At 60.8% G+C, this 26,878-nt stretch carries 30 protein-coding genes and 1 pseudogene; 15 read left to right on the forward strand and 16 right to left on the reverse strand.

What is annotated here, in order from left to right; genetic code table 11:
- Nucleotides 1–128: 128 nt before the first annotated feature.
- Nucleotides 129–917 (forward strand): hypothetical protein, encoded by a 789-nt coding sequence (locus AC1ECN_RS15560; protein WP_245484723.1) that lies wholly within the window; start codon nucleotides 129–131, stop codon nucleotides 915–917.
- 87 nt (nucleotides 918–1,004) lie between these two features.
- On the opposite strand, the gene AC1ECN_RS15565 is transcribed toward AC1ECN_RS15560, so the two are convergent.
- Nucleotides 1,005–1,439, reverse strand: a complete 435-nt coding sequence (locus AC1ECN_RS15565; protein ID WP_130672763.1) for a MarR family winged helix-turn-helix transcriptional regulator — start codon at nucleotides 1,437–1,439, stop codon at nucleotides 1,005–1,007.
- 123 nt (nucleotides 1,440–1,562) lie between these two features.
- On the opposite strand from AC1ECN_RS15565, the gene AC1ECN_RS15570 reads away from it, so the two are divergent.
- Nucleotides 1,563–1,931, forward strand: a complete 369-nt coding sequence (locus AC1ECN_RS15570; protein WP_130672764.1) for a hypothetical protein — start codon at nucleotides 1,563–1,565, stop codon at nucleotides 1,929–1,931.
- 17 nt (nucleotides 1,932–1,948) lie between these two features.
- Here the strand turns inward: AC1ECN_RS15570 and AC1ECN_RS15575 are convergent, their stop codons facing one another.
- Nucleotides 1,949–2,416 carry an Lrp/AsnC family transcriptional regulator gene (locus AC1ECN_RS15575; RefSeq protein WP_024322411.1) on the reverse strand — a complete coding sequence of 156 codons (468 nt, stop codon included), beginning with the start codon at nucleotides 2,414–2,416 and terminating at the stop codon, nucleotides 1,949–1,951.
- 124 nt (nucleotides 2,417–2,540) lie between these two features.
- On the opposite strand from AC1ECN_RS15575, the gene AC1ECN_RS15580 reads away from it, so the two are divergent.
- Together AC1ECN_RS15580 and AC1ECN_RS15585 are read left to right on the forward strand one after the other, a co-directional pair.
- Nucleotides 2,541–3,752 (forward strand): argininosuccinate synthase, encoded by a 1,212-nt coding sequence (locus AC1ECN_RS15580; RefSeq protein WP_130672765.1) that lies wholly within the window; start codon nucleotides 2,541–2,543, stop codon nucleotides 3,750–3,752.
- 246 nt (nucleotides 3,753–3,998) lie between these two features.
- Nucleotides 3,999–4,172, forward strand: coding sequence for a hypothetical protein (locus AC1ECN_RS15585; protein ID WP_164902023.1), 174 nt, complete (start codon nucleotides 3,999–4,001; stop codon nucleotides 4,170–4,172).
- A gap of 95 nt (nucleotides 4,173–4,267) precedes the next feature.
- Here the strand turns inward: AC1ECN_RS15585 and AC1ECN_RS15590 are convergent, their stop codons facing one another.
- Nucleotides 4,268–4,858, reverse strand: coding sequence for a TetR/AcrR family transcriptional regulator (locus tag AC1ECN_RS15590; protein WP_130672766.1), 591 nt, complete (start codon nucleotides 4,856–4,858; stop codon nucleotides 4,268–4,270).
- Nucleotides 4,859–4,989: 131 nt separating this feature from the next.
- Here AC1ECN_RS15590 and AC1ECN_RS15595 point away from each other — a divergent pair, with 131 nt between their 5' ends.
- Nucleotides 4,990–5,820 (forward strand): class I SAM-dependent methyltransferase, encoded by an 831-nt coding sequence (locus AC1ECN_RS15595; RefSeq protein ID WP_477953472.1) that lies wholly within the window; start codon nucleotides 4,990–4,992, stop codon nucleotides 5,818–5,820.
- Nucleotides 5,821–5,861: 41 nt separating this feature from the next.
- Here AC1ECN_RS15595 and AC1ECN_RS15600 read toward each other — a convergent pair whose 3' ends face one another.
- Nucleotides 5,862–6,245: a VOC family protein gene (locus AC1ECN_RS15600; RefSeq protein WP_130672768.1), complete on the reverse strand. Its 384-nt coding sequence runs from the start codon at nucleotides 6,243–6,245 to the stop codon at nucleotides 5,862–5,864.
- 214 nt (nucleotides 6,246–6,459) lie between these two features.
- Between AC1ECN_RS15600 and ubiA the strand changes: the two genes are divergently transcribed.
- The 3 genes from ubiA (at nucleotide 6,460) to AC1ECN_RS15615 (ending at nucleotide 8,983) form a co-directional block, all read left to right on the forward strand.
- The gene (ubiA, locus tag AC1ECN_RS15605; RefSeq protein ID WP_075226073.1) at nucleotides 6,460–7,374 is read left to right on the forward strand and encodes a 4-hydroxybenzoate octaprenyltransferase; all 915 of its coding nucleotides are present in this window, start codon (nucleotides 6,460–6,462) and stop codon (nucleotides 7,372–7,374) included.
- Nucleotides 7,375–7,397: 23 nt separating this feature from the next.
- Nucleotides 7,398–8,174: a phosphodiester glycosidase family protein gene (locus AC1ECN_RS15610; protein ID WP_130672769.1), complete on the forward strand. Its 777-nt coding sequence runs from the start codon at nucleotides 7,398–7,400 to the stop codon at nucleotides 8,172–8,174.
- A gap of 194 nt (nucleotides 8,175–8,368) precedes the next feature.
- Nucleotides 8,369–8,983, forward strand: coding sequence for a LysE family translocator (locus tag AC1ECN_RS15615; protein WP_024322418.1), 615 nt, complete (start codon nucleotides 8,369–8,371; stop codon nucleotides 8,981–8,983).
- Between the two features lie 35 nt (nucleotides 8,984–9,018).
- On the opposite strand, the gene AC1ECN_RS15620 is transcribed toward AC1ECN_RS15615, so the two are convergent.
- Nucleotides 9,019–10,899 carry an ABC transporter ATP-binding protein gene (locus tag AC1ECN_RS15620; protein ID WP_477953476.1) on the reverse strand — a complete coding sequence of 627 codons (1,881 nt, stop codon included), beginning with the start codon at nucleotides 10,897–10,899 and terminating at the stop codon, nucleotides 9,019–9,021.
- A gap of 18 nt (nucleotides 10,900–10,917) precedes the next feature.
- Between AC1ECN_RS15620 and AC1ECN_RS15625 the strand changes: the two genes are divergently transcribed.
- Entirely contained in the window at nucleotides 10,918–11,319 is a 402-nt protein-coding gene (locus AC1ECN_RS15625; protein WP_477953503.1) for a GFA family protein, read from the forward strand.
- Between the two features lie 80 nt (nucleotides 11,320–11,399).
- Here the strand turns inward: AC1ECN_RS15625 and AC1ECN_RS15630 are convergent, their stop codons facing one another.
- The 3 genes from AC1ECN_RS15630 to AC1ECN_RS15640 all read right to left on the reverse strand — a co-directional run bounded on the left by AC1ECN_RS15630 (nucleotide 11,400) and on the right by AC1ECN_RS15640 (nucleotide 13,751).
- Nucleotides 11,400–11,873: a VOC family protein gene (locus AC1ECN_RS15630; protein WP_075226085.1), complete on the reverse strand. Its 474-nt coding sequence runs from the start codon at nucleotides 11,871–11,873 to the stop codon at nucleotides 11,400–11,402.
- A 264-nt stretch (nucleotides 11,874–12,137) separates the two neighbouring features.
- The gene (locus tag AC1ECN_RS15635) at nucleotides 12,138–13,142 is read right to left on the reverse strand and encodes a carbon-nitrogen hydrolase family protein (RefSeq protein ID WP_130672771.1); all 1,005 of its coding nucleotides are present in this window, start codon (nucleotides 13,140–13,142) and stop codon (nucleotides 12,138–12,140) included.
- 222 nt (nucleotides 13,143–13,364) lie between these two features.
- Complete coding sequence (locus AC1ECN_RS15640) at nucleotides 13,365–13,751, reverse strand: VOC family protein (RefSeq protein ID WP_130672772.1); 387 nt, start codon at nucleotides 13,749–13,751, stop codon at nucleotides 13,365–13,367.
- Between the two features lie 193 nt (nucleotides 13,752–13,944).
- On the opposite strand from AC1ECN_RS15640, the gene AC1ECN_RS15645 reads away from it, so the two are divergent.
- Complete coding sequence (locus AC1ECN_RS15645) at nucleotides 13,945–14,160, forward strand: hypothetical protein (RefSeq protein ID WP_018074418.1); 216 nt, start codon at nucleotides 13,945–13,947, stop codon at nucleotides 14,158–14,160.
- An 87-nt stretch (nucleotides 14,161–14,247) separates the two neighbouring features.
- Nucleotides 14,248–15,072, forward strand: a complete 825-nt coding sequence (gene dapB / locus AC1ECN_RS15650) for a 4-hydroxy-tetrahydrodipicolinate reductase (RefSeq protein WP_130672773.1) — start codon at nucleotides 14,248–14,250, stop codon at nucleotides 15,070–15,072.
- A gap of 15 nt (nucleotides 15,073–15,087) precedes the next feature.
- Here the strand turns inward: dapB and AC1ECN_RS15655 are convergent, their stop codons facing one another.
- From AC1ECN_RS15655 to AC1ECN_RS15665, 3 genes are all read right to left on the reverse strand, one after another.
- The gene (locus AC1ECN_RS15655; protein WP_130672774.1) at nucleotides 15,088–16,008 is read right to left on the reverse strand and encodes an ornithine cyclodeaminase family protein; all 921 of its coding nucleotides are present in this window, start codon (nucleotides 16,006–16,008) and stop codon (nucleotides 15,088–15,090) included.
- 96 nt (nucleotides 16,009–16,104) lie between these two features.
- A complete protein-coding gene (locus AC1ECN_RS15660) occupies nucleotides 16,105–16,611 on the reverse strand; it encodes a GNAT family N-acetyltransferase (protein ID WP_130672775.1) in 507 nt (168 codons plus the stop codon).
- A 133-nt stretch (nucleotides 16,612–16,744) separates the two neighbouring features.
- Nucleotides 16,745–17,191: a hypothetical protein gene (locus tag AC1ECN_RS15665; RefSeq protein WP_130672776.1), complete on the reverse strand. Its 447-nt coding sequence runs from the start codon at nucleotides 17,189–17,191 to the stop codon at nucleotides 16,745–16,747.
- A gap of 314 nt (nucleotides 17,192–17,505) precedes the next feature.
- Between AC1ECN_RS15665 and AC1ECN_RS15670 the strand changes: the two genes are divergently transcribed.
- The 3 genes from AC1ECN_RS15670 (at nucleotide 17,506) to AC1ECN_RS15680 (ending at nucleotide 20,425) form a co-directional block, all read left to right on the forward strand.
- A complete protein-coding gene (locus AC1ECN_RS15670) occupies nucleotides 17,506–18,909 on the forward strand; it encodes a pyridoxal phosphate-dependent decarboxylase family protein (RefSeq protein ID WP_477953479.1) in 1,404 nt (467 codons plus the stop codon).
- Between the two features lie 77 nt (nucleotides 18,910–18,986).
- A complete protein-coding gene (locus AC1ECN_RS15675; protein WP_024322426.1) occupies nucleotides 18,987–19,307 on the forward strand; it encodes a low molecular weight protein tyrosine phosphatase family protein in 321 nt (106 codons plus the stop codon).
- A gap of 332 nt (nucleotides 19,308–19,639) precedes the next feature.
- Entirely contained in the window at nucleotides 19,640–20,425 is a 786-nt protein-coding gene (locus AC1ECN_RS15680) for a class I SAM-dependent methyltransferase (RefSeq protein WP_130672778.1), read from the forward strand.
- A gap of 238 nt (nucleotides 20,426–20,663) precedes the next feature.
- Here the strand turns inward: AC1ECN_RS15680 and AC1ECN_RS15685 are convergent, their stop codons facing one another.
- From AC1ECN_RS15685 to AC1ECN_RS15700, 4 genes are all read right to left on the reverse strand, one after another.
- Nucleotides 20,664–21,086 carry a TIGR02594 family protein gene (locus AC1ECN_RS15685; RefSeq protein ID WP_018074411.1) on the reverse strand — a complete coding sequence of 141 codons (423 nt, stop codon included), beginning with the start codon at nucleotides 21,084–21,086 and terminating at the stop codon, nucleotides 20,664–20,666.
- Between the two features lie 103 nt (nucleotides 21,087–21,189).
- Nucleotides 21,190–21,420 (reverse strand): hypothetical protein, encoded by a 231-nt coding sequence (locus tag AC1ECN_RS15690; RefSeq protein WP_130672779.1) that lies wholly within the window; start codon nucleotides 21,418–21,420, stop codon nucleotides 21,190–21,192.
- 175 nt (nucleotides 21,421–21,595) lie between these two features.
- The gene (locus AC1ECN_RS15695) at nucleotides 21,596–22,765 is read right to left on the reverse strand and encodes an MFS transporter (protein WP_130672780.1); all 1,170 of its coding nucleotides are present in this window, start codon (nucleotides 22,763–22,765) and stop codon (nucleotides 21,596–21,598) included.
- A 301-nt stretch (nucleotides 22,766–23,066) separates the two neighbouring features.
- The gene (locus AC1ECN_RS15700) at nucleotides 23,067–23,966 is read right to left on the reverse strand and encodes a LysR family transcriptional regulator (protein WP_130672781.1); all 900 of its coding nucleotides are present in this window, start codon (nucleotides 23,964–23,966) and stop codon (nucleotides 23,067–23,069) included.
- A 191-nt stretch (nucleotides 23,967–24,157) separates the two neighbouring features.
- Between AC1ECN_RS15700 and AC1ECN_RS15705 the strand changes: the two genes are divergently transcribed.
- Nucleotides 24,158–25,474 (forward strand): MFS transporter, encoded by a 1,317-nt coding sequence (locus AC1ECN_RS15705; protein ID WP_130672782.1) that lies wholly within the window; start codon nucleotides 24,158–24,160, stop codon nucleotides 25,472–25,474.
- Between the two features lie 124 nt (nucleotides 25,475–25,598).
- On the opposite strand, the pseudogene tyrS reads toward AC1ECN_RS15705, so the two are convergent.
- Nucleotides 25,599–26,862, reverse strand: a pseudogene (gene tyrS, locus AC1ECN_RS15710) (tyrosine--tRNA ligase).
- Nucleotides 26,863–26,878: the final 16 nt, after the last annotated feature.

Below are 26,878 nucleotides of genomic sequence, written 5' to 3' on the forward strand. Positions count from 1 at the left end.
GATAATTGATCCTGTCAATTCAAAGCACTCAAAGGAAGGGCATAAATGAGCCGCGCACTTCCCCGCCATCCGCCTTGCGCAGCAGCATCGCCTCGCCTAAGGGATGGCAACGTCCGCAAGGCCTTCCCGTGTTCCGTTTTGCCCTTCACGCCCTGATCATTCTCATCCTGACGCTGCTGACGCAGATCGGCGGCATCGCCTATCTCGTGGCGCTGGCCGCCTCCCACGCCTGGGGCTTGCGGCGGTTTCTGACAAAGCTTGCGATCTTCCTGCTTTGTTATGCCGGCGCCACTTTTGCGGCGAGCTTCGCCGCGCCGATCTTCGGGCGAGTTCCCCTCTCCTGCGTCGCCGGCGCGACGGACCGGCTCGTGGTCCGCTCCCCGATCTATTGCCTGCTGAACCGCAACTACGTCACACCTGAACTGCGCGATCTGGCAAAGGCGCTTGCCGCCCACATGGACAGAGAATTCCCCGGAACCGTCACCGTCGCGCTGGATGCGAATTTCCCCTTCATGAACGGCTTTCCGCTGCTGCCGCATCTGTCGCATGCCGATGGGAAAAAGCTAGACTTCGGCGCCTTCCTGAATGGCGCCACCCGCTCCCCGATCGGCTATTTCGCCTTCGAGCAACCCGCCCCCGGCGACGAACTGCCATGCGAAGGGCGCAACGACTGGCTCACCACCCGCTGGAACTTCGATGCGCTGCAGTCTCTGTTTCCGACCTATCGGATCGAGGAGCAGCGCACATCGGCGGCGATCGGCTGGCTGACGAGCGAAGGCGTTGCGAAGTTCGGCCTGCAGAAGATTTTCATCGAGCCGCATCTGAAAAACGCGCTCGGCATCACCGACAGCCATATCCGCTTTCAAGGCTGCCGCGCTGCCCGCCACGACGACCATATTCATATCCAGGTCGACTAATGGCCCGCCTCTGAGGAATGGCCAGGCCGCATCGCCCGGCCCGATCGTCCAGGGGGCGCGGTAAACGGCAATCGGTCCCGAACCCCGTCACCCCTCTCCTTCGGTCTTGGCAAGCAGCCTTGCCAGTTCTTCGAGCTCTTCGGCCGAAAGGTGTCGGAGTTCCGCCGGCGGGCGATGATGCTCCGTCAACAGCTCGTCCTTGGTGGCCGCACCCTTCCTAGTCAGTCGCACCAGCTTGACGCGGCGGTCGTGTTCCGGCGTCACGCGTTCGGCAAGACCCGCACGCTCCAGCCGGTCGACCAGCCATGTCGCGGTCGAGGCGTCGCACCCCCACTGGCGGGCAAGCGCGCTGATCGGTTCCCCCTCGTCGTGCAAGGTGAACAGAGCCCTGGAATCGTTTGGCGTCAGCCCCCTCACCTGAAGGTTTTCCAGCCGCTGCGGCGCCGATTTCATCAAGAGATCGAACATCATCCGCCACGCCGAGGCGGCGGCTCTGGCGTGACGGTCGGAGGCGGAAGACATCAAATATCCTCGCAACATGCTTGAAAAATAGTTTTATTACTCAAATTATCGTATCAATCAAACCTTATTGGCGATTTCCCCCGGAAAGTCCAGTGGGCGTCCACCTTGCCAAGGAGCCACGCCATGCGTTCAGCCGTCGCGATCCTCTTCCTGGTCGAAACCTGTCTTTATGCCGTTGCCTCGCTCACCCATGCCGGGCTCATCCTCGAAGGCCATGAACACCGGCAGGCGATGATTGCCGAAGCGGTGATATCGGCCGTCCTCCTTCTTGGACTGATCTTGCTCGGCCTTGACCGACCGTGGAGCCGCACGGCTGCGATCTCCGCCCAGTCCTTTGCCCTCCTCGGCACCCTCGTCGGTGCCTTCACCATCGCCGTCGGCGTCGGTCCGCAAACCAGGCTCGATTACATCACCCATGCCGTGATGATCCTGCTCCTGGTCACAGGCCTCGTCTGGCTGGCAAGGAACCGGAACGCCTCTCCCCTAAGATAGGGATCGTGCCACGACGCCTATCTCAACGGCAGTTCGAAGCTTCGCTTCAGCGTTTCCATCGGCACGTCGGTCTTGACGCTGAGGACGCTCGGAATGCGTGTCAGGTGATCGGCCTGAAAACGCCAGTAGCTATGCAGATCGGCGGTCACGATCCGAAGCACGGCATCACATTCCCCTGTCGTCAGGTAGCATTCCATCACCTCGGGAAACCGCCTGACGGCTTCGGCGAACTGAAGCGTGACCTCGGCGTCCTGGGTCTTGAACCACACGCGGGCAAAAACCGTCAGCCCCGCGCCGACCTTTGCAGGGTCCAGCACGGCGACGTAGCGATCGATGATCCCGGCCTCTTCCAGCAGCCGGACGCGACGCAGGCACGGTGACGGCGACAGGCCTACCTCCTTCGCCAGATCGACGTTCGAAATACGCCCATCGCGCTGAAGCACGCGCAGGATATGGCGATCGATTGGGTCCAACGTGATTAGCATTTCATAGCTCCAAGCATTCTTTGAATGGCAGAATATGCCAAATTTTTGTAATTTTGAAGAAGCTTTGCAAACTCATTGCGCAGGACTTGGCCTATCGTTCCAGCATCGAGATGGAGATGGGCTAATGACGAAGATAGAGAAAATTGTGCTTTCTTATTCGGGCGGGCTGGATACCTCGATCATCATCAAATGGTTGCAGGAAACCTACGGATGCGAGGTGGTGACTTTCACCGCCGATCTCGGCCAGGGCGAGGAGCTCGAGCCGGCACGAACAAAGGCGAAGATGTCAGGGGTCAAGGACATCCGCATCGTCGATCTGCGTGAGGAGTTCGTCCGCGATTTCGTCTTTCCAATGCTGCGGGCGAACGCGCTCTATGAGGGGCAGTATCTGCTGGGGAGTTCCATCGCACGGCCGCTGATCGCCAAGCATCTGGTCGCCATAGCCCGAGAGGTTGGCGCGGATGCCATTGCCCACGGTGCGACAGGCAAAGGCAATGATCAGGTCCGGTTCGAGCTGGCCGTCAATGCACTCGACCCGTCGCTTAAGGTCATTGCCCCCTGGCGCCAATGGAACATCCGCTCCCGCATGCAGCTTCTGGAATATGCCGAGAAGCATCATATCCCGGTGCTGAGCGACAAGCGCGGCGAGGCGCCGTTCTCGATCGACGCCAACCTGCTGCACACCTCGACCGAAGGCAAGATTCTCGAAAATCCGGCGGAGGTCGCGCCCGATCATGTCTATCAGCGCACGGTCGATCCCGTCGACGCTCCCGACACGCCCGAGATCATCACCATCGGTTTCGAGAGGGGCGATCCCGTTTCGGTGAACGGCAAGTCCATGACACCGGCCGCATTGCTGACCGAGCTCAATGGACTGGGCGGCCAGCACGGCGTCGGGCGGCTCGATCTGGTTGAAAACCGCTTCATCGGCATGAAGTCGCGGGGAATTTACGAAACGCCGGGAGGGACGATCCTGCTCGCGGCACACCGCGGCATTGAATCGATCACGCTCGATCGCGCCGCGGCGCATCTGAAGGACGAGATCATGCCCCGCTACGCCGAGCTGATCTATAACGGCTTCTGGTTCGCGCCCGAGCGGGAAATGCTGCAAGCCTTGATCGACCAAAGCCAAGCCTTCGTCAGCGGCGAAGTGACGCTCAGGCTCTACAAGGGAAGCGCCTCAGTTATCTCCCGCACCTCCCTCTGCTCACTCTACTCCGCCGACCTCGTCACCTTCGAGGAAAGCGCCATCGCCTACGATCATCATGATGCCGAAGGCTTCATCAGGCTCAACGGCTTGCGGCTCAGGAGCTGGGCGGCCCGCAACGGCAGATGACCGCTCGATCTTCAGCGCACGAACGCTCACGACTAATGCCCACATTGACGGCACCTTCCTTCGTGGCTGAACCGAAGCAGTCCTGGCATCCACGGAGAAGTGCGAATCCAATTTCAAACGATTTTAAAATCGCAACTCGACAAGTTAATCGATTTTAATTTTATCGTTAAAATTTTCTTGTTGCGACGCAAAAGAATTTAGACATTAATTTTTGCAGATGCTCAGTTTATTCGTTGGAGAACTCGCATGACTGTGACATTTCCGCTAACCGAAAAGCGCGATGCGGAGACATTGCTGAAGCACTTGACGTTGCACAATCTCAGCTTTCCGGGAAACTGCGTCGTGTCGCTCAAGACGCACGTCGCCCAGGTCTCATCCTCTCATACGACCGCGCTCGGCACCGCCCGTACCGCCTGGTAGGGATTAATGTCGCGGCATCGCCGTCCACTATAGGATCGAGCAATCTCGGCTGGATCGCCCACGCGGAGATCGATGAAGCCGAGCGCGTCGACAGCTTATCTCGCGGCAGGCAGCCCCATGCCGGCGAGCTTCAGGATATCCTCGACCTTTGCGTCCGGATCGGCTCCGGGTTCGACCTGGCCGTCTATCATCAGCAAGGCAAGACCATGCGTCAGCGACCAGAGAAAGAGCGCGGCGTTCGGCACGCCCTCGGGCGTCACCCGCTTTTCGAGGTCGTCCTTCATCTGCCGGTAGACCTGCATCCGCAGGGCGCGTATCGCTTCATTTCCCTTGGAATAGGCCTGAAAACCCTCCCCGAACATCAGCCGGTAGAGACCGGGATTAGCGCGGGCAAAGGTGACATAGGCGATGCCGCCGGCGAGCAGATTGCCTCGAGGACCGGCTAGCGCGGCATCGATGCTTTCGCTGAGTTCGACAAACCCTTGTTCGGCGAGTGCTGCCGAGATGGCGTCCAGACTGTTAAAATAGTGGTATGCCGCCGGAGCCGAGACGCCGGCGCGGCGGCCGATCTCCCGCATGCTCAGCGCAGCCGGGCCTCCCTCCTCCAGCAGCGCCCTCGCCACGGACAGCAGCGTGGGGCGCAAATTGCCATGATGATAGCGGGTCGATCCGTCGTGCGTGGCCATGTTTCGATCTAATCTTTACAGTGTTAAGATGATGCTCTAATCTACCTGCGATGACAAGGTCCGCAGCGGTTCGGATGCCGGCAAACTTTCTGCCCACGCCGGCAACAGATTTTACAGAGACAGAGGCTTTCATGCGAGCATCGGAACCAAGCCGCACCGCGATCGGCGCGGCGGCCTATCGAGCAGCGCACCAGAGCGTGGATGGCGGCGCTATCTTCTCAGACCCCTATGCCCGCCGCATCCTCGGCGAGGAGGCCTGCGCAGAGGCAGACTTGAAAGCCCAGGACTCCTCCACGCGATCCTTTCGCCTGTTCATGGCGGCGCGAAGCCGATATGCCGAAGACTGCCTTGACCTCTCCGTCGCAAGGGGCGCCGGGCAAGCCGTCATCCTCGGCGCCGGGCTCGACACCTTTGCACTGCGCAATCCCCATKCCTGCCTGAAAGTCTTCGAAGTCGATCATCCCGCGACGCAAAGCTGGAAGCAGATGCGGCTTGACGAGACCGGACTGGCGCAGAGCCTGCCGATATTCGTTCCCGTTGATTTCGAACATGAGGATTTGGAGACACGTCTCATCGATTCCGGCTTCGAGCCCGAAACGCCGTCCTTCTTCATCTGGCTTGGCGTCGTGCCGTATCTCAGTGAGGCGTCGGTCTTTGCCCTGTTGCGCTTCGTCGCCAGCCTGCCGAGCGCATCCATCGTCTTCGACTACAGTGAACCCCTCGAAAACTATTCGCCCGAACGCCGTGCCCGCGCCGCGGAAATGGGCGCGCGCACGGCCGCGGCCGGCGAGCCATGGCTGACGCATTTCGATCCCGAGGACCTTGCGAACCGATTGCTGAGCCTGGGCTTCAAATCCCTGGAGGATATCGGCCCGACCGAAATGGCAAGACGCTTCTTCGGCCTCCCCCGGGATGCGCCGGATCGCGGCGCCGGTCCCCACGTCATTTTCGCCGGGAAATAGGGAAATCCCCGAGACGTCGAGTTGGGGCAATCGAGCTGGCCTCAGCTATCGTAGACGACAGCAATCTTGTTTCCGGCGGGGTCACGCACGTAAGCGGAATACCAGTTCGGCCCGTAGTGCGGACGTAGACCAGGTGCGCCTTCGTCCGTTCCACCGTTGGTCATGGCAGCATCGTAAAAAGCATCCACCTCGGCGCGGGACTTGGACATGAAAGCGACCATCGAGCCATTTCCGGCGCTCGCCGGTTCGCCGTTGAACGGTTCGCAAACCCATAGAACGAAACCTTCACCCTTCCCGCCTTCGGAATAAGCGCTCCATCCGGGAAATTCCCGATGTTTGCTCCAACCGATCGTTGCCAGAGTCGCATCATAAAAACCATTCGATTTGACGGAATCGACTGCACCGACGGTTGCGTAGACGCACATGATCCTCCCTTTCGATCTCCAAGATCGGAAGAATTCATATCGCAAACATGCGAACGCAACAAGAACAGTTGGCCGCATTTTCCGCAGAAGGTCAGCGACCAATCGCAACGGACGGTTATTGCCGTGTCTGCAAAAATTCCTATTCTGGGCAGCGCCGATGGCGACAAAACCTGAGGCTTCATGGCTATTTGCGACAGGAAATTTGGATCACATCATGACGACTCTGAGCCGCCCTGATCTCAGCGACATCCACCGTGGCGACTGGGTGGATCGCCGGTTGCCGGCCGCATGGCGGCCATATACGCGGTTGGCGCGGCTGGATCGCCCGGTCGGAATATGGCTGACGCTCTTCCCCTGCTGGGCCGCCCTTATCCAGGCATCACACGGTCTCCCGGACCTCAGGCGATTGGCGATCTTCTCTCTCGGCGCTCTTCTGATGAGAAGTGCCGGCTCCACGGTCAACGACATCGTCGATCGGAAGTTTGATGGCCATGTCGAGCGGACCCGCTTTCGACCTCTGGCAAGTGGAGAGATCGTCACGCTACAGGCCTTTATCTTCCTGACCGTTGAACTCGCACTGGCGGCTTCGCTTCTGTTTTTCCTGACGCCCTACACGCGCCTCATCGCGATATGTGTCCTGCCGCTTGTCTTCGTCTATCCGCTCTGCAAGCGTTTCACCCACTGGCCCCAGGCCGTCCTGGGCGCGGCGTTCAACTGGGGGATGCTGATGGCATGGGCCGAGGCTGCAGGACATATCCCGGTTGGCGCCGTGCTGATGTGGGCCGGGGCCATCACCTGGCAGATCGGCTATGATACGGTCTATGCCTATGTCGATCTGAAGGACGACACCCGTCTTGGGCTGAAATCGACGGCAATTCTGTTTGGCCGGCACGGCAAGACCTTTATCGGCTTGTTCTATGCTCTGGCGGTCGGCGCGTGGTCGCTCGGGGGCTGGCTGTTGGACATGTCGCCGCCTTATACGATCGGAATGCTGGTGATCGCCATCCATCTTGCCTGGCAGACCCGGCGGATCGATCTTGCCCGCCCGGAGGTGAATTATCGCCTGTTCCTGGCGAATATCCTGACCGGGGCGCTGCTCGCCTGCACGGCTTTGTCAGGCACATGGTAAGCAGCGCGAGGACGTGGCACAAGATGACCTATCTCAAACATCCCGTGCTCGCGGCGGCCATGATGCTGGCCGCAATGATGACATCCCTGCATCAGGCGCATGCGCAACCATGCGAGCAGGAAAGCTTCGAAGAGGCAAAATACATCGTTTGTACGCTGGAACCAGGCAAAGCCGACCTGCGATTGTTCTGGAAGAACGCCGATAACGCACCGTATCGCACTTTTTCAAGCCTTGCCGAAGACGTTCGCGCCGAGGGGCGAACGCTGACTTTCGCCGTCAACGCAGGGATGTACCGGGCCGACTTTTCGCCGATGGGACTTTATGTCGAGAACGGCAGGGAATTGAAACCCGCCAATACGACAAAGGCCGAAAGCTCCGCCGGTCAGGTGCCGAATTTCTATAAGAAACCGAACGGCGTGTTCTTTCTGGGTGAAGCAGGTGCTGCGATACTGCCGACGGATGAATTTCTGAAGCGTCGGCCCAAGGTGCGGTTCGCCACGCAATCCGGCCCGATGCTTGTCATCGCCAACAAGCTGAACCCGATCTTCATCGTCGGCTCGACAGACCGAACCCGCCGCAACGGTGTCGGCGTCTGCGAGGGTGGCGCGGTTCGTTTCGCGATCAGCGAAGACGGAGTGAATTTCCACGATTTCGCAGGGCTCTTCCGCGACCATCTGAAATGCCCCGACGCCTTGTTTCTCGATGGCGGACGGGGTGTCGGACTTTACAATCCCGAAATGGGCCGCAACGACCGGTCTTGGCACGGCGGCTACGGCCCTATCTTCGGGCTCGTCGAATAGCGCACTCGCATTTAAATGCACCCTGCCCCGGTTCCCTTGCCGGCATAGGCAGGACGGTCGCCGCCGATCGTCAAGAGGTGCGGCGACGGATAAGGTGCCGATCCCGTACGCGGATGCATCACGCCTGGGAGAACGAGCCTTTCAAAAACCGCCTGCTTCGCATAGGCTCCCGGACTGCAAAGTAGGAAGGCCGGATGGAATATATCGATTCACTCGCATTGCTCGTCAGCGTCTACATCGTCTCCCTCGTCAGCCCCGGCCCGAATTTCATCATCGTCACCAACACAAGCATGACGGTATCACGCGCAGCCGGGCTCTTTGCGGGTCTCGGACTTGCCATCGCATCCCTGACCTGGGCCATCATGGCGATGGCGGGGCTTGGCTTTCTGCTGACGCATTTCGATTGGCTGCATATAACATTGCAGGTGGTCGGCGCACTGTATCTGATCTGGCTGGGCCTGAAGATGATCCGCGGCGCGGCCAAGCCGTTGAAGACGACGGGGCCGACCGAAGTCACATGGCGCTCCGCGATGCGTCGCGCCTACGTCGTCAGCATGACCAATCCGAAATCAGTGGCTTTCTTCGGAAGTATCTTTGCGCTTGTCATCCCGGCACATGCGCCGGTCGGGCTCTATTGCGTCATCGCCCTGACCTGCTTCCTTCTTTCGGCCCTCTGGTATTGCGGCCTGGCCTTTTTCTTTTCGAACCCGCGCGTTTCCGCCAGCTTCCTGCGGTTCAAGGCCGGTATCGAGCGCGTGATGGGCGCCGCCCTGATCCTCATCGGCGGTCGCCTGCTCTGGGCTCGCTGATGTTATCCCGGTTTACGGGAGGGCCAGCCACTCGGTCAGGTCGCAGGCGAGGCCGGCAAGGGTTCGTCGATGTCTTCGGGAATGAAGCCGCCGGTCTGGCGTTTCCACAAGCGGGCAAATAGGCCGTCGCGTTCGACCAGCTCATCCGGCCTGCCCTCTTCCACGATGCGCCCGCGATCGAGCACGACGATCCGGTCCATCCTGGCGATGGTCGACAGGCGGTGTGCGATGGCGATCACCGTCTTTCCCTCCATGACGAGGTTCAACCTTTCCTGGATGGCGGCTTCGGATTCGCTGTCGAGGGCGGAGGTCGCCTCGTCGAGCACCAGGATCGGTGCGTCCTTCAGGAGAACGCGGGCAATGGCCACGCGCTGGCGCTGGCCGCCTGACAGTTTGATGCCGCGGTCGCCGACGAAGGCGTCATAGCCGCTGCGGCCTTCGCCGTCGGAAAGATCGGCGATGAAGACATCGGCGCTCRCCATCTTCGCCACTGCTTCGATCTCGTCCTTCGTCGCCTCCGGCCGGCCATAACGGATATTGTCGCCGACCGAACGGTGCAGTAGCGCGACGTCCTGCGCGATGACCCCAATGGCGCGGCGAAGGCTTGCCTGCGTGATCTCGCGGATCTCCTGCCCGTCGATCAGGATCGCACCATCCTCTATATCGTAAAAACGCAGCAGCAGGCTGACCAGGGTCGTCTTGCCAGCACCGGAGAGGCCGACGAGCCCTACCTTTTCGCCGGGCCGAACCGTCAGCGACAGGTCATCGATGACAGGCTTGCCCGACTTGTAGGCGAAGCGGACGTTCTCGAAACGGATCCCCCCACGGCTGACCGTCAGTTCGGTCGCATCCGGCCGGTCGGTGATGGTGGGCGGCGTTGTCATGACCGGCATGGCATCCTTGATCGTCCCGAGTGCGCGGAAGATCTGCTGTCCCATCTGCAGGAAGGTGAAGGACCCTGCCGAGAGGCGTTGGAGGATATAAACCGTTGCGGCGAAATCGCCCACGGTCAGGAATCGGTCAAACAGCCCCCAGAAACCAATGCCGAGCATGACGAGCCAGAGCACCATGTTGAGGCTGATGACGACGAGTTCGGTTGTCCGGTAGATGCGCTGTTCGTGGTGAAGCGTATCGACCCCGTTGGACATGATCGTTCTTAGCGCACCCGCCTCGCTGTCTTCTGCTGCGAACTGCTTGACCATCTGGATGTTGCCGTAGATGTCGGTCAGGGCACCGGAGATGAGGCTGTTCTGCTTTGCCGAGCGGCGGGCGCGCTCCGTAAAATCCGGAACGACCTTGATCGCAAAGAGCACGTTGAAGGCAACCCAGACGATGACTGGCAGCGCAAGCTGCCAGGAGAGCGTGAGCAGAAGAACAACGGAGCCGATGATCTGAAGCAGAAAGCGCGGTGCCGTCTGGAACGCGATCAGGATCTGTTGCTGAACGGCATTGGCGACCTGACCGAGCCGGGATGCGACTTGGCCGGCGAAAAGATCATGGAAGAAGGCGAGGTCCTGCCGCTCGACGGCCTTGTGCCCCTGCCATTGAATCGCAACGGGCAGGCTGATGCCGATCGTATGCGAGTTGAGAATATTGGTGACGTAGAAAAGAACGGGCATTACGGGAAAAAGCAGAAAGGCGAGGACCGCCAGCAGCCGGAAATTGCTGTCGACGAAGAGTTCCACGCCGTGTGTCGTCACTCCGTCGACAATGACCGAAAGACCCCAGATGATCGTAAGGTTGATGGCTTCGATGGCCATCGAGGTCAGCGCCATGGTAACGATGACGCCCCGAAACATCGCGATGAAATGCACGAGAACTGCCACAGGTCCCTTGGTGGGCATCGGCCGGTAGGGGATGTCGAGCGGCCGGATCAAGGTTTCGAAGGGACGGTAAATCGCATCTGAAATCGACATGGGCCACTCGGATCAAAAATCGGGAGGAGGCGTGGACTCAGCTACGCGGCGAGCTGGACACTTGAAGGTGATCCGGGCTCGATCACCGCCTGCAACTGCACGCTCTGCCGACGCTACGGCACGCTGTGGGCTTATGATTACGAAGGAGAGCGCGTCGCTCTCACCGGTGAGACCGCCTCCTACACCCGCGCCGACAGGGACGAGCCGTCTCTCGAAATCTTGTTCTGCCCATCCTGCGCCTGTGTCTTGAGCTGGCGCGGCCTGCGGCTTGGAAAGGATGGCCGCCGGCGCATGGCCGTCAACATCCGGCTTGCGCCGCCGGATCTCGTTCAGGATCTGCCTATCGATCATTTCGACGGCCTGGACACGTTTGAAGACCTTCCATCSAAGGAGCGCTGCGTGCGCGATCTCTGGTTCTGAGCCGACTGCGAGGATCGACACGCGACCGGACCGGCCCAGATGCGAGCCCTGGCAAAAGATCGTCTTGCGCAAAGGCCACCTCAGCCACGCCGGGCCGCCTCGATCGCCGCAATGTCGATCTTCCTCATGGTCATCATCGCGTCAAAAGCACGCTTTGCCTGGCCACCGCCTGCCGAAAGGGCTTCAGAGAGAACGCGCGGCGTAATCTGCCAGGACACGCCCCACTTGTCCTTGCACCAGCCGCACTCACTTTCCTGGCCGCCATTGCCGACGATCGCGTTCCAATAGCGATCGGTTTCTTCCTGAGTGTCGGTTGCGATCTGAAAGGAGAAGGCTTCATTGTGTTTGAACGCAGGACCGCCGTTCAGGCCGATGCAAGGAATGCCCGCAACGGTGAATTCCACGACCAGGACGTCTCCCTGCTTGCCGTCAGGATAATCTCCCGGTGCACGAACGACGGCGCCGACGGCGCTGTCGGGAAAAGTCGCGGCATAGAAGCGGGCGGCGGCCTCAGCGTCTTTGTCGTACCATACGCAGATCGTGTTCTTTGCCATTGCGCGGTCCTTTCGCACTTCGTTTCGCATTCCCCGGTGAAATAAGAAGCAAACTGTCTTTCTCCAGCCCAGTCCGAGCGATTTCACGCGGACGATTGCCGAGCGCTGCTAAATGGTTGATGCCACTGGGATGACCGCTGACACCATTGGACTTCCGGACAATCAGCTATGAGGAAATTGCGGAACCGTGGCTTACAGCTCCGCAAGTGCTCTCAGCGCCACCTGCATTCACTTTGCAGGGCATACCGCGAACGCGACGCAGCTCTAAAACCTATCTCGCCCGTCGCTACGTGGATCGCCGGCCACGCGGTGCGGCTCGTAGAGGCCGCTCCGCGCTTTGCGTCGCCACGGCCGAGCAATATCGCCGGGATTGTCGTCGATATCGGCGAGCGATATCGCCGCCGTTCCATCCGCAGGGCATTGCGCCGCCCACCGGCCACCGGGAGCGACGATCCCGGAAGACACCGGATCAGCTAAACCGGGATGTGCGAGTATGGAAAAACTCACCCAGTACCTGTTGCTCGCCGCATACCCCTGCACCTCGGCGGCGAAGGAGGTATCGTTGGCCGGCGTCCCCCCAGTGGACGAAAACAGCACGCAGTGGACATCGAGTCGCTCGTATTCGGAGAAAATTTCGGGAAAGTTGCACTCCATACCGAGCGAGCAGCCGAAGCGGATGCCGTCGACCTCGAAGGTCACGGGGATCGAACCCGGCGTGTACATGAAGGAGATCTTGGTGTTCGACAGCAGGCGCTCATCGTAACGCGTCACCAATTCGCCGCGGTCGGAGACAATGTAGAGGCTGTTGTGCGGCCGGTGCGGCGCCGTCAGCGGATGCACCGAGCCGATGACCGTCCAGAGTCCCAGCTCGCGCGCCAGCCTCCGCGTTGCATCCAACTCCTCACGCAACACGGCCCATTCGAACCGCCGCCAATCGGACGGTCCGATCTCCCTCGGCCCGATTTCCGACATGATGCGCTTGTTCGGCGATGATGTCGGCCCTTCGGGAAAGTGCAAGAGCCGCGCCCCTGCTTCTCGCGCCTGCCGCATCAGCAGGCGCATCTCCTGGCCGCTCTGGCGAAGCTTGTCGATATCGCGCGGATCGTCCGCGTGGGTGGTCTGGGCCACGGCGAGACGCAGGCGTCTTGCCTCAGGCACTGCGTCGTTCGCCAACTTGGGGAGAACATGCATGCGGGCGGTGGTGTAGGATTCACCCGTCTTGGCGGCGCGCGCACGCACCCGCCGTTTGAAATTTCCATTCTCAGTCATATCAGGGCCTCTCACGTTCCGGACATCGCTCCCCAGCAACAGGCCCGAAACATCAGGACCAAGGATCACGACCCGAGACGAAAGTCCCTTTGCCTCCGGTTAAAGACCCTGCTGGGGAAGGTCTGGAGAGGTTCGGCGGTAGGCCACACCGAGCCAAAGATGCCGAGGCGGCCGCGATTCGTCAATTCGGGAATGACCGGAATTGCCGGCCGAGCACCTACCTCAAACGGGCCTATCTTGATCCACCCGCCAGGGCGGATCGAGGCGGTTCGAACCGGCGAAATAAAGGATGATGCGGTTGCCGCCGGGGTCGAACAGCTCGGCCTCGCGCCAGAGCCAACTCTTGTCCTCCGGGCCGCCGACGAAACGAAAACCGGCCTCGCTGAGACTGCCGACCGTCTCGTCCAGCTTCTCACACTCGAAATACACCGTGGTTCCGCCACCGCAACTTTCGCCCTGATGCAGGGAGAAGGTACTGTCCCCATTCGGGCAGACAAAACGCGCATACCGGGGACGGGCGTCGACGACGGGCCTGAGACCGAGAATGCAGTAGAAGTTCCAGCCCGCATCGAGGTCAGGCATCGTAACGGTTACCTGGTTCAGGCGCATGACCTATCCTCCCAGCTGAGTTCGCCCAAAACTGTCCGACGGCTTGGCACCACGACACACATAGAAACAAAGACCTGAAGCCATCGCATGAATCAAATTCTAAGCGAGCAGTTTTAGTGTCATCGACACAAAACTCGTGTCAGACTGTGCAAGCTGCGCACACGCCGGCGCGCCGATCGGGAAGGCCGAAGCCATGCACAAATTCACCGTATCAATCACCCGGGAGATCGAGGCCGACACCGCCGAGGAGGCCGCCTTGCTCATGTACCAGGAACTATCAACGGGACCGATCCCTGACCGCTACTCCGTCACCGACGAGACGAAGGTGGCCACCGAGGTGAAGCTGGATCGGGAAAAGGCCGACGAATTCGCCAGCATCGACCACACCGCCGATCCCGGCAATTGGTAAGCGGCAGACGACCAGAGGGGCGACTGGAAGTACGGTTTTGCGCCGGGAGCGGAATGAGGTAGTTGCAGCTCGCCTTCTCCGGCGCGAATGCTGGATGCAAATAGCCGTTCAGCCGGAAACATCGCGAGCCAAGGAAAGACCGTGATCTCACCAATCAAAATAGCCGTCGCCGGCGCGAATGGTCGCATGGGCCGCGCCATCCTGCCGCTGCTGGCGGGCGATCCGAGTTTTGCCTTTGTCGGCGGCATCGGCCGTGAGGGCTCCACAGACGCCGGGCTGATCGACCGTTCGACCGCGATTAAGGCGGCCGACGTGATCCTGGATTTCACGACGGGACGTGCGGCCGCCGAACTTGCCGGCCTGTGCGCTTCGGCCGGCGGGCCGGCCCTGGTGATCGGGGCGACGGGTTTCGAGCCGGATGAGCTCGAACGGATCGCAGAGGCCGCCCGCAGAATTCCGATTCTGCGCTCCGGAAATTTCTCCATCGGCGTCAACATGCTGGTCGGTCTCGTCGCCCAGGCGGCCCGCGCTCTTCCCGCACATGGCTGGGATATCGAAATCCTCGAAGCCCATCACAACAGGAAGATCGACGCGCCGTCCGGCACGGCGCTGATGCTTGGCGAAGCCGCCGCCGAGGGCCGCGGCGTTTCCCTCGCATCCGTCGAGCGGCGCGGGCGCGACGGCATCACCGGCGAGCGACCGCCCGGCGAAATCGGCTTTGCCGTGTTGCGGGCCGGAGGGCTGGTCGGAGAACACAGCGTAATGTTTGCTGCCGCCGAGGAGGTCGTGACGCTCTCGCATTCGGCTCTCGATCGCGGCATGTTTGCCCGCGGCGCACTTGGCGCCGCCCGCTGGATCGCAGGGCGCGCACCCGGCGAATACGCCATGGGGGATGTGCTGGGTCTGGCGTGAATAAGGGAAACAGGCTCACAGCATGTCGAGGATTGCCGAGGCGACAACGACTTCGGTTCCAGCCAGGCCGACGGAGCAAAACAAGGTCGTATCGCCAGACGATCCTCGCCCCGCCGCTTTCCCGGCAATGATATCTGCAAGGTCGGCCATGCGGTGCTCATTGCCGGAGCCGGCGAGGAAAAAGGGCAAAGCATAGGCGCGCGTCTGTTCGGGAGAGTCCGTTGCGATCACGGCTGCGACATCGGCGATATCCAGGCCGAGTTCGTATTCCGCACGCGTTTTCGGGCCGACGGTGTTGACGTGCACCCCGGGTTTCAAATCCCGCGCATGGATGACGGGCATTCGGCTCGTCGTCGCGCAGATGACGATGTCGGCACCATCAACGGCTTCAGAGGCGCTGCCGGCAGGCTCCACCTCAATACCCAGGGCCTGCTGCATCTCGGCTGCAAAGGCGGCGCGATTTTTCTCGTCGCGGCTATAGACGCGGGCGCGGTCCAGTTTCCGAACGGCGGCAGCCGCGGCAAGCTGGGTTCGCGCTTGGGCTCCGCTGCCGACGATCCCGACGGTCCTGGCATCCGGCGCACTAAGGTGTCGGATCGCGACTCCTCCGATCGCACCGGTTCTGAGGTTGCCGAGACGCTCTCCGAGAACAATGCCCTTGAGCTTCGCATTGTCAGCCGACCACACCGCGACGATCTGCGAATGCTCCGCCCCGTCGAATGTTTCATAGACCCGAAAACCCGCGAGCGGTTTGTCGCCGAGGACGCCGCCGACGGTGAAGACGAGATCGCCTCGATCGGGAAACGAGACATGATGCCGGGGCGGAGAGATCAGCCGGTTGCCGGCTCTCGCGAGAAAAGCGGTCTCGAGCGCATCGATCGCGACCACTATCAGCACGCTGCCGACCAGATCCTGGTCTTTCAGAATTTTCGTCACGGCCAAACCTCCAGCCCATGCCGGCATCCTGCAACCCCAACCCCGCTTGAGGTCAATAGGTCAGACGAACGGATATGGGCTGATATTCGGTGAGAGTTAACCAACCAGACGGCGAGCCATCATGACGTCGTCGATCTCCCTGCCCTCTTCCAGAACCCCGCCGGGAATCCGACCGATCTCGGAGAAGCCTTCCCGCTGATAGAAGCGTATTGCCGCCGGGTTCTCCGCGCTGACGAAGAGTTCAAGCTGCAGTATGCCGATATCGCGCGCGTGATCGGCCACCGCGCTGAGCAGCTTGCCCGCAAGGCCCGTTCCGCGCAGGTTCCTTCTGACATAAACCATGATGATCGTCGCGCGATGGGCCATCTTGCTCGACCGCTGCCGAAGCAGGCCCGCTATGCCAACGGGTTCGCCATCCTGAAAGGCGATGAAAACCGGCTCGTTCAAGCGATTGCGCCACTCCTCGAGAGAGAGAACCTCCCAGTCTTCATAACGGCTTGCAAAGAGGGACGGTTCGGTGCGAAGCGCTTCCAGACGGATGCGCCGGAAAGCCTCCACTTCGTCCGCCTGGATATGTCTGATCGTCGTGCCGCTTCCATCCATCGGGACCTCCTGCAAGATGAGAGGTACTGTCAATACAGATGGCCCAGCCGTCAACCGGTGTCAGCAAGCTTCGTCCTTCAGCATATGCTCGGAGTTATGAGATCGAATAGAAATCCATCATCTCAAGCGCCGATCACTGCGCCGGACTCCCCAGCCGGCCGCCCTTCCGGACGACCGGTTCACCGCTCGGACCGACCACCGATTGATCGGCCGGCCTCGCAGCCGGTTCGCCGGTTGGCCCGACCGCCGGTTCACGGGCTGGCCCGTCGACCGGCTGGCCGGTGGATCGAACGACCAAGGGGTCGGCTGGCTGGACGGCGGACTGATCGGTTGTTGGCCTAAGCGCCGGCTCGCCGGTTGCCGCGGGCACCGGCTCCCCGATTGGTCCGGCTGATTGCTCGGTTGGTACGGCAACTGGCTCATCAGTTGATCCGACCACCGATTGATCGGTTGGCTTGTCGATCGTGAACGGTACAACTTCACGGATGATGAAGAGAAGAACTATCCCGACCAACGTGCACGTCAGCGCGTAGAGAAGGAAATATTTCAGTGCATATCCCTCGCTGATTGGCAGCACCAACTTGACAATGGTGCAAATGATATTTCCGCATCATTGAACGATACTTGAAGAGAAGGCAATCATTTTCAACAAGAGCCACGAAATTTCAAAAATGCACAGAACGGGATAAGGTAATTATTGTATATATTTAGGAAGTCTCTCCCCGATGCTCAATTTGTCTTGAAGTCTGGGCAAGAACGAGGAAGAGCCACCAGACCCCGGCCCGGATCTCCCGGGCGAAGACAACGTCGGCGATATGGGCTAGATTGTATGGCGCCAGCAGCCTGCTTTTGAGGGCGGCCCCTTCAGGATCGGCGGCGGCAGGGGGGGGCCGCATGTCGGCAATCGCATCTCTGTTTCAGGAAGCCGCCCGCCTTGCCGCGGTGTTCCGGCAGGCGGCGCCCGCCCGCCATATGCCCACCCACGACTACGCAGCCTCGTTTGCCTGTTTCGACGAGCCGCTGCCGGCGGCCGGTACCGATATGCTTGATGTCATCAGGCGTCTCTCGGACGGCGCCGAACCCGGGTTGCATGCGACCACAGGGCCGCGCTTTTTCGGCTGGGTCATCGGCGGCTCCCATCCGGTCGGCGTCGCCGCCGATTTTCTCACCAGCGCCTGGGGCCAGAATGCCGGAAACCATGTCGTCGCCCCGGCCGCGGCCGCCGTCGAGACCGTCGCGGCGAGATGGCTTCTCGATCTCCTGAAGCTGCCGGCCGAAAGCTCGGTCGGCTTCGTCACGGGAGCGACGGTGGCGAACTTCACCTGCCTTGCCGCCGCACGCGGCGAGGTGCTGCGCCAGGTGGGCTGGGATGCCGATGCAAAGGGCCTGTTCAGTGCGCCTGAGATTACCGTGCTAATCGGCGACGACGCCCACACCACCGTCTTCTCCGCGCTTCAGTTCCTCGGCCTCGGGCATGATCGCGTGCTGCGGGTGCCCACCGACGCGACCGGCCGGATCGACCCGACGGCATTCTTGGGGGCGCTCGATTCCGTCGCCGGTCCCTTGATCGCCGTTCTTCAAGCTGGGCAAATCAATACCGGCGCTTTCGACGACTTTGGCAAGATCATCCCGCCGCTGAAGGCGAAAGGCGCCTGGGTGCATGTTGATGGTGCCTTTGGCCTCTGGGCGCAGGCTTCAGCGAAAACCAGCCACCTCAGCCGCGGCATCGAAGCGGCCGACAGCTGGGCGACCGACGGCCACAAGTGGCTGCAAGCGCCCTATGATTGCGGCTATGCGATCGTCCGCAACGAGCTCGCCCATCGCCGCGCCATGACGATCGCCGCGAGCTATCTGCCGCTCGCCGGTCAAGGCGAACGCGATCCCTCCCATTACGTGCCCGAGCTTTCGAGAAGAGCGCGCGGCTTTGCCACTTGGGCGATGCTGAAACACCTCGGCCGCGACGGCATCGCCACCCTCATCGACCAGTGCTGCGCCTCAGCGCGGTTGGTGGCCGACCTGCTTGCACGCGAGCCCGGCATTGCCATTCTGAACGAGGTGGCGCTGAACCAGCTCGTCATCCGCCTCGGAGCCGACCTGCCCTCCGAAGAAGGCGACACGCTGACGCGAAAGACGATTGAAAAGATCCAGGCGGACGGCATGATCTTCGCCGGCGGCGCCAAATGGCGCAGCCGCGACGTGCTCCGCCTTTCCGTCACCAATTTCCAGACAACATCAGATGAGGCGCAACGCGCCGCACAAAGCATCATCGCTGCGTTCAAGAGTGTGCGCCTGGGATGACGCATCAACTCCCTTGGTTCGCCCGGACACGGAATTGTGCTATCGCCGGCCTCGCTCACTCCAAGAGAGATCGAAACGTGAAAAACGTCCTGTTCGTCTGCAGTCAGAACAAGCTTCGCAGCCCGACGGCCGAACAGGTCTTCGCAAGCTGGCCTGATATCGAAGTCTCCTCGGCAGGCACCAACAACGATGCCGAAAATCCGCTATCGACAGAACTGATCGAATGGGCTGATATCGTCTTCGTCATGGAGAAAGCTCACCGCACGAAGGTCCAGGGCAAGTACCGGTCAGCTCTCAAGGACAAGCGATTGATATGCCTTCATATTCCCGATGACTACGATTTCATGGACCCCGCGCTCGTTCAGCTGCTGAAGGCGAAGGTACCCCGGCATCTCTAAGCGATCATCCGGCATCAACCAGCCTGCCGAGCAACGCGACGATCGGCAATTTCCAGATGACCGGCCATCAGGCACGACCCGCGGCAGACAGCATCACCACCTCCGCCGAACGCGACGACGGTCTATGGCGAAGGCACGGCCGACTAGTACACGGTCCGCTACGACAGGATCCATTCCCTGACGCAGTGACGCATGCTGCGCATCGACTATTCACACGTCGCCAAGCAAGGCTACGGTTTTCTCTTCTCGGTCGAGGGGGCAGCCTGTCTTCCCATTGCCACACGCTCCGCTTATAGCTCCCCGCCCGTTCCGATCGCGCAAGGAGGAGAGCCATGAACGCCAATGATGTCGCCGCCCATTGGGAGAGCAATGCCGAGACCTGGACGATCTATAGCCGCGCCGGCTATGACAAATATCGCGACGCGCTGAACACGCCGGCCTTTCTTGACATGCTGCCGCCGATCGCAGGCCTTGCCGGGCTCGACCTCGGTTGCGGTGAAGGCTCCAATACCCGTGCCGTCGCYCGCCTCGGCGCCCGCATGACCGGTCTCGACATCGCCCCGACCTTCATTCGCTATGCCCGCGAGACCGAGGCAGAAGCGCCGCTCGGCATCGACTATGTGCTCGGCGACGGCCAGAGCATCGATTTCCCGGAGGCGAGCTTCGATTTCGTCACCGCCTTCATGTCGATGATGGACATGGCCGACCAGCGCGGCGTGCTGAAGGGCATCCACCGCGTCCTGAAGCCGGGCGGCTTCCTGCAGTTTTCGATCCTGCATCCCTGTTTCGTGCCGCCGACGCGCCGCAATATCCGCAATGAGGCCGGCGAGCCTATCGCGGTTGAGATCGCCGATTATTTCGACGAACGCGACGGCCGGATTGATCGCTGGATCTTCTCCTCCATACCGCAAGCGGAACGGGCGACGCTGACGCCGTTCGCCATTCCGCGTTTTCACCGGACGCTGTCGACCTGGGTGTCGATGATCGTCGAAGCGGGACTGACGATCGAAGCTTTCGGCGAGCCCGTGGCGTCAGTCGAGGTCGCGCTTGCCGAGCCAATGGTTGCCGATACCCGTATCGCGCCGATCTTCCTCCACGTCAGGGCCCGCAGGACCTGAAGCCCACTTGCCGGCAGCAGCCGTCGAGGTTGGAACGATTTTCAAGAAGCCAAACTTTTTCCGGGAAAACCCGAAACATCAGCGGCAAAAACTGCCTGCCTCTTTTATAAAAGTTGCCCCTTAAAAACCTCTCTGTCAACGACAAGATATTGAATTCAATTATCTTTTGCAGACAAGAGATTTTCAAGGAGCGATACTTCGCCTTTTTCAGAAGCGATGCCTGCTCACGTTCCTGGCATCATCGTCGCACCGCGACGACCGAACTGGCGCGATATCTGGACAGCTGGACCCGGTTGGATTGGTTGCCGCCGAACAGGTAGACGTACTGTCGGCGCGGGTCGATGTGATCGAACAGGCTCACATGAAAGCGCCTGCCGGTGCGGATCACCACGACATCCCCTCGCCTGGCGGAGCGGACGCCGACCGGTTGGCCGAACTTCCTCCAGGACGCCGCCATGTTGGGGTTGGGCGGCGGCTGTCGCGAAGATCGCTTGGCGACAAAGGCCAGGAACGCCCCGCACCACGATACCCTGCGCGGATTGATGCTGAGGAAGGAGATGGAGCGTTCATGCATGCTTTTGTATCGGGACGCCGTGCCGAGCATGTCCGCCTCACAGGGCACGGCAAGCGCCGTGAGGACGATGACGAGAATAACCTTCATAGTTACCCACCATTGTTTGTATAATGTTGAAATTCCGAAATGTGGCGAAGAATAAAACAGGCGCGGCAACGTAGATGCGAATTATGGCGTGATTTAGAAACAACTAATACTGGCATTTTGGCGGCAGAAATTTGTCCGAAGCGAGGCGCGGAACTCCGTAGGCAAGCCTCCCTTTGCGGCGGAAGGCGACGATCGATAAACCCGCAAACATATGTTTTGCAAGCACGAAAGGCTGGAATTTCACCATCCAAACCAGTTTCATTCTGAGGAGATCGACCGCGCCCGCAAGTGCTTGAACGACAAGACCATTCGTCCAGAGTTGACGGATGCGCATGACCTTGGCTCGTCACCTATACGAGCTATATTTCCGGAGATCATTTGTAATACTTCGACGCGACGGGCAATACATTGCGCCTCGCTCCATTCACCAGCAAAGGCCGTGGTCGCGCCTGCCGGTTTCCAACATGTACCACCTTGGGATCGCCGACGGGCGGGGCAGCGTCTCAACCCTACGGTTGCACCGGTTCGGGCGGCCCTGTGACCGGCGCGGAAGCAGCGGCAAGCGCCTTGGTGACCAGGAGTGCGGCACCGATAACCGGGACGACCACCCAGTACGAAAAGCGGATGCCGAAATGTTCGGCAACGAAACCGAGCAGCGGCGGCCCTGCGAAAAACACGAGAAACGTCGTCTGCGCCAGAGCCGCAACATTGATCGGTGCGGGCCGATCCGTGCGTCGGGCCGCAGCCGAGATGGCAAGCGGATAGACTGAAGAGCAGCCGATACCTGTCAGGCCAAAGCCTGCGAGCGCGACAACCGGGTGTGTCGCCGTCGCAACCATGACGAGACCGATGGCCGCGATCCCAAGGAGAGTGATTGCGACCGGCCGCGGATTGAAGCGGTCGATGACAGGGTCCATGCCGAGCCGCCCGATGGCGATGAACGAGGAGAAAATGGTCACGCTGAGCCCGCCGACGAAGGGTTCAACCGCGAATACGTCCCGCATATAGATCGCCGACCAATCGACGCTTGCGCCTTCGGCAAGAAGCGGAGCTGCGGCGACAAGGCAAAGGGGGAGCAGTCCGATCGTGGGAAAAGCGATGATCGGCGTATCTCCGGGGTGAGCGTCCTGCCGCCGGGGCGCATTCTCGATCCCGGAGAAAACGATCGACCCGGCAATCAACACGGTGACGAGGGTGATGAAGCTATGCAGTTCGATGGAGACGGCAGCCTGCCGCATGCCGGCGGCAACAAGGGCGGTAATGCAGAAGCCGAGGCTCCACATGCCGTGAGCCCGGCTCATGATGCGGTACCCGAGCAGCGCCTCATGGCGATCGGTTTCGATATTGGCGTTGATCTCGAATGCTCCGGTGAAAACGCCGGCAACGAAGAACAATGGCACCGCCAGAAGAGCTGAAGGCATCCAGGGGATCAGCGCGAAAAACAGCGACGCACCGAAGACGGTGACGAAAGCGGTGGTGCGCGCACCGAGCCTCTCGATGAACCTCACCGAGAACGTCAACCCGCAGAGAACCCCGGAGGACATGACGGCGAGCAGAAGGCCAAGCCCCCCTTCCGTCAGGCTGAACTTGAGCTGAAGGTCGGGCAGCCGCGAAGCAAACGCCCCCAGGGAAAGGGCCACGGCAAACTGAATGAAGAAAATACGGTGGTGCGGCTTCATCTCGGGGACTCTGCTCCGATTGGGGCGGGATTGAAGCCCAGGCATCCGACGGCATAGCTGGACATTCCGACGAGGCGACTGGCTCGGACACCCGCGGTCTCGGGATTATCGACCACCTTTGCTGACAGCCCCTGTCAGCATGACGCAGCGGTCGGTAATTTCACAGTGGTTGGCAGCCGTTCATTCGGCGCTGCCGAGCAGCAATTCTCGCTCCCTGCATCAGCGGGAGGCTGCACCGAACAACATCGCCAATCACGTCTGCGGAACGGGAACGAAGCGCTTGCTTTGGCGGGCCACGCACTCAGTTCATTGAGTGGAACGTCTCAAAAATCAGCGCCCTCAGCCAACGATGCACGGGATCTGCGTCCATGCGGGGGTGCCACGCCTGCACGATGTTGAAACCCGGCACGTCCACGGGCAGGTCAAAGGTTTCGATATGGCTTGTCGCGGCGGACTTGCAATATGACTTCGGAATCGAGCCGATCAAATCGGATGCCGCCGCAACTGCCATCACCGCCGGAAAGCTCGGCACGATCAGCCTGACATCACGGAAATGGCCCAATTCGGCGAGCGCCCTGTCGATCGGACCGGCAAAATCCGCTTGCATCGAGAAGAGCACGTGGCCCGAGGTGGCATAGCGCTCCGCCGTTATCCGATCTGCATCGAAGATCGGGTGCCCTACCCTTGCGAGACCGACATACCGATCCTCGAAAAGGGTTTGGCAACGCAGTTCCCCGCTGTCACGCGGGAGGACACCGATGTCCAAATCTATGGCTGCGTCCCTCAAAGCTTGAACGTCCTTGTCCGATCTCGGCGCAAAGCGAAGCCTTATCCCCGGCGCAGCGTTCGTCACAGCGGCGCTCAGACCCGCGGCGTAGAGAAGCACGAATGCCTCATTGGCACGGATCGTGAAATGGCGGCGCACCTCCCGGATCTCCACGGTCGACGGCGGACTAAGCACGGCTTGCACGGCTTCTTTCAACAAATGTACCTCGGCGCCAATCGCCAGGGCATGGGGCGTCGCAACCATGCCGCGCCCGGCCGGCACAAGGATCGGATCACCTAGCGCGGTCCTCAACCGTGACAGCGTCCGGCTCATGGCGGACGTGCTGAGGCCAAGCCGACGAGCGGCGGCCGATACGCTCTGCTCGCGCAGCAACGCATCCAGTGCCACCAAGAGGTTGAGATCGAGATCAGACATGGCTCAATTCTATTCAGGCATGGCGCAAGACGCAACGGTCAATTGATTTTGTTGCGTCTGGCGCGGGTAATCAGCAAAGCCTAAGTAATCGACCGTCCAACAAACATCGAGGAGTTCTCATGTCCCTCACCTACACCGCACCAGTTTCTCAAGACGGCCTGACGTCACCTCGACGGTACCTGGCTATTGCCATGTTGCTTCTTACGCTTGTTCTTGTCGTTTTGGACGGAGCAATTGCCAATGTCGCCTTACCCTCGATCGCGGTCTCGCTGCAGGCGGAGGCGGGTAGCACCGTATGGGTCGTCTCGGCCTATCAGCTGGCCGTGCTCGTCGCCATTCTTCCATGTGGTGCGCTGGGTGAAATCTACGGCGCGCGGCGGGTCTTCCTGATCGGCGTCGCGCTGTTCACCGCGGCTTCCGCGGCCTGCGCCTTTGCGGGTGACCTTCCCTTACTGATCCTTGCTCGTTTCGCGCAGGGCTTGGGAGGTGGCGCGATCATGGCGCTTGCCATGATGAACCTGCGCTCGGCCGTGCCGCAGCATATGCTAGGTCCGATCATCGGCATCAATGCCATGGTCATCGCCATTTCTTCCGCTGCCGGCCCCGGCATTGCCGGCGCCATCCTTTCCGTCACCACCTGGCCTTGGCTCTTTGCGGTCAATATACCACTCGGCGCCATCGTTCTGCTCGGCGGCGGTCTGCTCGGACAAATTCAGGGCGCGAAGCGAAAGCTGAACGCGAAGGCGATGCTGGCCAACACGCTGATGTTCATCCTTTTCTTCTGCGGCGCCGACCGGATAGCGATCGCACCGATAAGCGGTGCCGTCCTCATTGCCGCCTCGCTCGCCTGCCTTTTCGTCCTGCTGCGCCTCGAACGGAACAGTGACGCACCGATCATTCCCACGGATCTGCTGGCGGCACCGGCATTCCGCGTGGCGGTCATCGCCTCGATATCGTGCTTCTGCGGCCAGATGCTGAGCTACATCGCGCTACCCTTTTACCTTCAACACACGTTGCACATGACGCCGGTTCTGGCCGGTCTATACATGGTGCCCTGGCCTGCCGCGACCGCGATCATCGCGCCCATTTCGGGACGTTTGGCAAACCGCGTCAAGACGGCATGGCTTTGCGCCATCGGCGGCGCGCTGCTCGCCCTGGGTCTCCTGGTGGTCGGATTCATCCCGCCCGACCCGAGAGGTATCGCGTTTCTCGTCGGCACTGTGATCGCCGGCCTCGGTTTCGGACTGTTCCAGACGCCGAACAACCGAATTCTCCTTCTGTCGGCACCGAAAGCCAGAAGCGGCGCCGCGGGCGCCATACAAGGCACCGCGCGGCTTCTCGGCCAAACCCTGGGCGGGATCTGCATGTCGATCATCTTCGCAACATTGCCGTTGTCGAGCGCGCTCGAATTTGCGGTCGTCACTGCGGGTGGCTGCGCGGCAATAGCGAGCCTGGTCAGCCTGAGCCGGGCTCGCTACGAAGTGGTGAAACAGCCTGGAGCGACTTGAACAGGCGGTTCGTGGTCGTCCGGGTGAAAGGGGGCGCCGCCGCACACTGCCACATCAAGCTTGTATCAATGGGGAGCGCGACAGGTGGTCGAGTTTGCCCGCTCCCCGAATTGAACACACCACGCTAGACCGGCTGAAGGAGGACGTGTCTCTTCTTACCGACTGATAGCCGGATCACGCCGTCCTGGACGTCGGAGTCGCCAAGCCGCATTGCCTCATCGTTCACGCTGCCGCCGTTCACCCGAACCCCGCCGCCGACGATCAATCGCCGTGCTTCGCTTTTCGACTTGGCGAGCCCGGCAACGACCATGGCGTCGACCAGCGGAAAATCACCGCGAAGGCTATTCGGGAGACTGATTGTCGGCAGACCAGCCGGCACCTCGCCTGCTTCGAAAGTGCGCCGGGAGGTTTCGGAAGCTTGCGCTGCCGCATCTGCCCAGTGGCATAGGCTCGTGATCTGCTCGGCAAGGATCTTTTTCGCTTCGTTGATCTCGGAATCCCGAAGCACGTCGAGGCGTGCGATTTCACTTAAGGGCAACTCAGTGAACAGCCTGAGAAAACGACCCACATCGGCATCCCCCGCATTTCTCCAGAATTGCCAGAACTCATAAGGCGACAACCGATCGGCGTTCAGCCAAACCGCGCCCAAAACGCTCTTGCCCATCTTCGCACCCGACGACGTCGTCAGCAGCGGGGCAGTCAATCCAAACAGCGCTCGCCCGCCAATCCGTCGCCCAAATTCTACGCCGCTGACGATATTGCCCCACTGGTCGGAGCCACCCAGTTGAAGCAGGCATCCGCGGCTTTCTGCGAGAACATGAAAGTCGTAAGCCTGCATGACCATATAGTTGAATTCCAGCAATGACAGCGATTGCTCTCGTTCCAACCGTTGGCGCACGCTCTTCGATGTCAGCATCCGGTTGACTGAAAAATGCGGTCCGATATCGCGCAGGAAATCGAGATAGTTGAGCCCGCCCAACCAGTCGGCATTATTGACCATGACAGCATCGGTCGGGCCGTCCCCGAAAGCGAGGAAGCGCTCGAAGACCCGCCGGATGCCGATCAGGTTTTTCATGATCTGCTCTTGGCTGAGAAAAGGACGCGACGTGTCGCGGAAGCTCGGATCGCCCAGGCGGCTTGTCGCACCGCCGAGCAAAGCGATGGGTTTGTTACCCGTCTTCTGGAACCACCGCAGCATCATGATCGGAATGAGATGGCCGACATGCAAGCTGTCGGCGGTGAGATCGAAGCCGTTATAGGCCGTGCCGGCTCCTGAACAAGGCCAGCTGTCCAGTGCTTCCAAGTCGGTGCATTGATGCAGGAAGCCGCGCTCGCTCAGAGTGCGAAGAAAGTCGGCTGGGTCCGGTGGGCTGAGAGGATAGTGTCACGAGGGTCTCCATTTGA

The organism is Rhizobium sp. 01N447_2, from assembly GCF_056399245.1.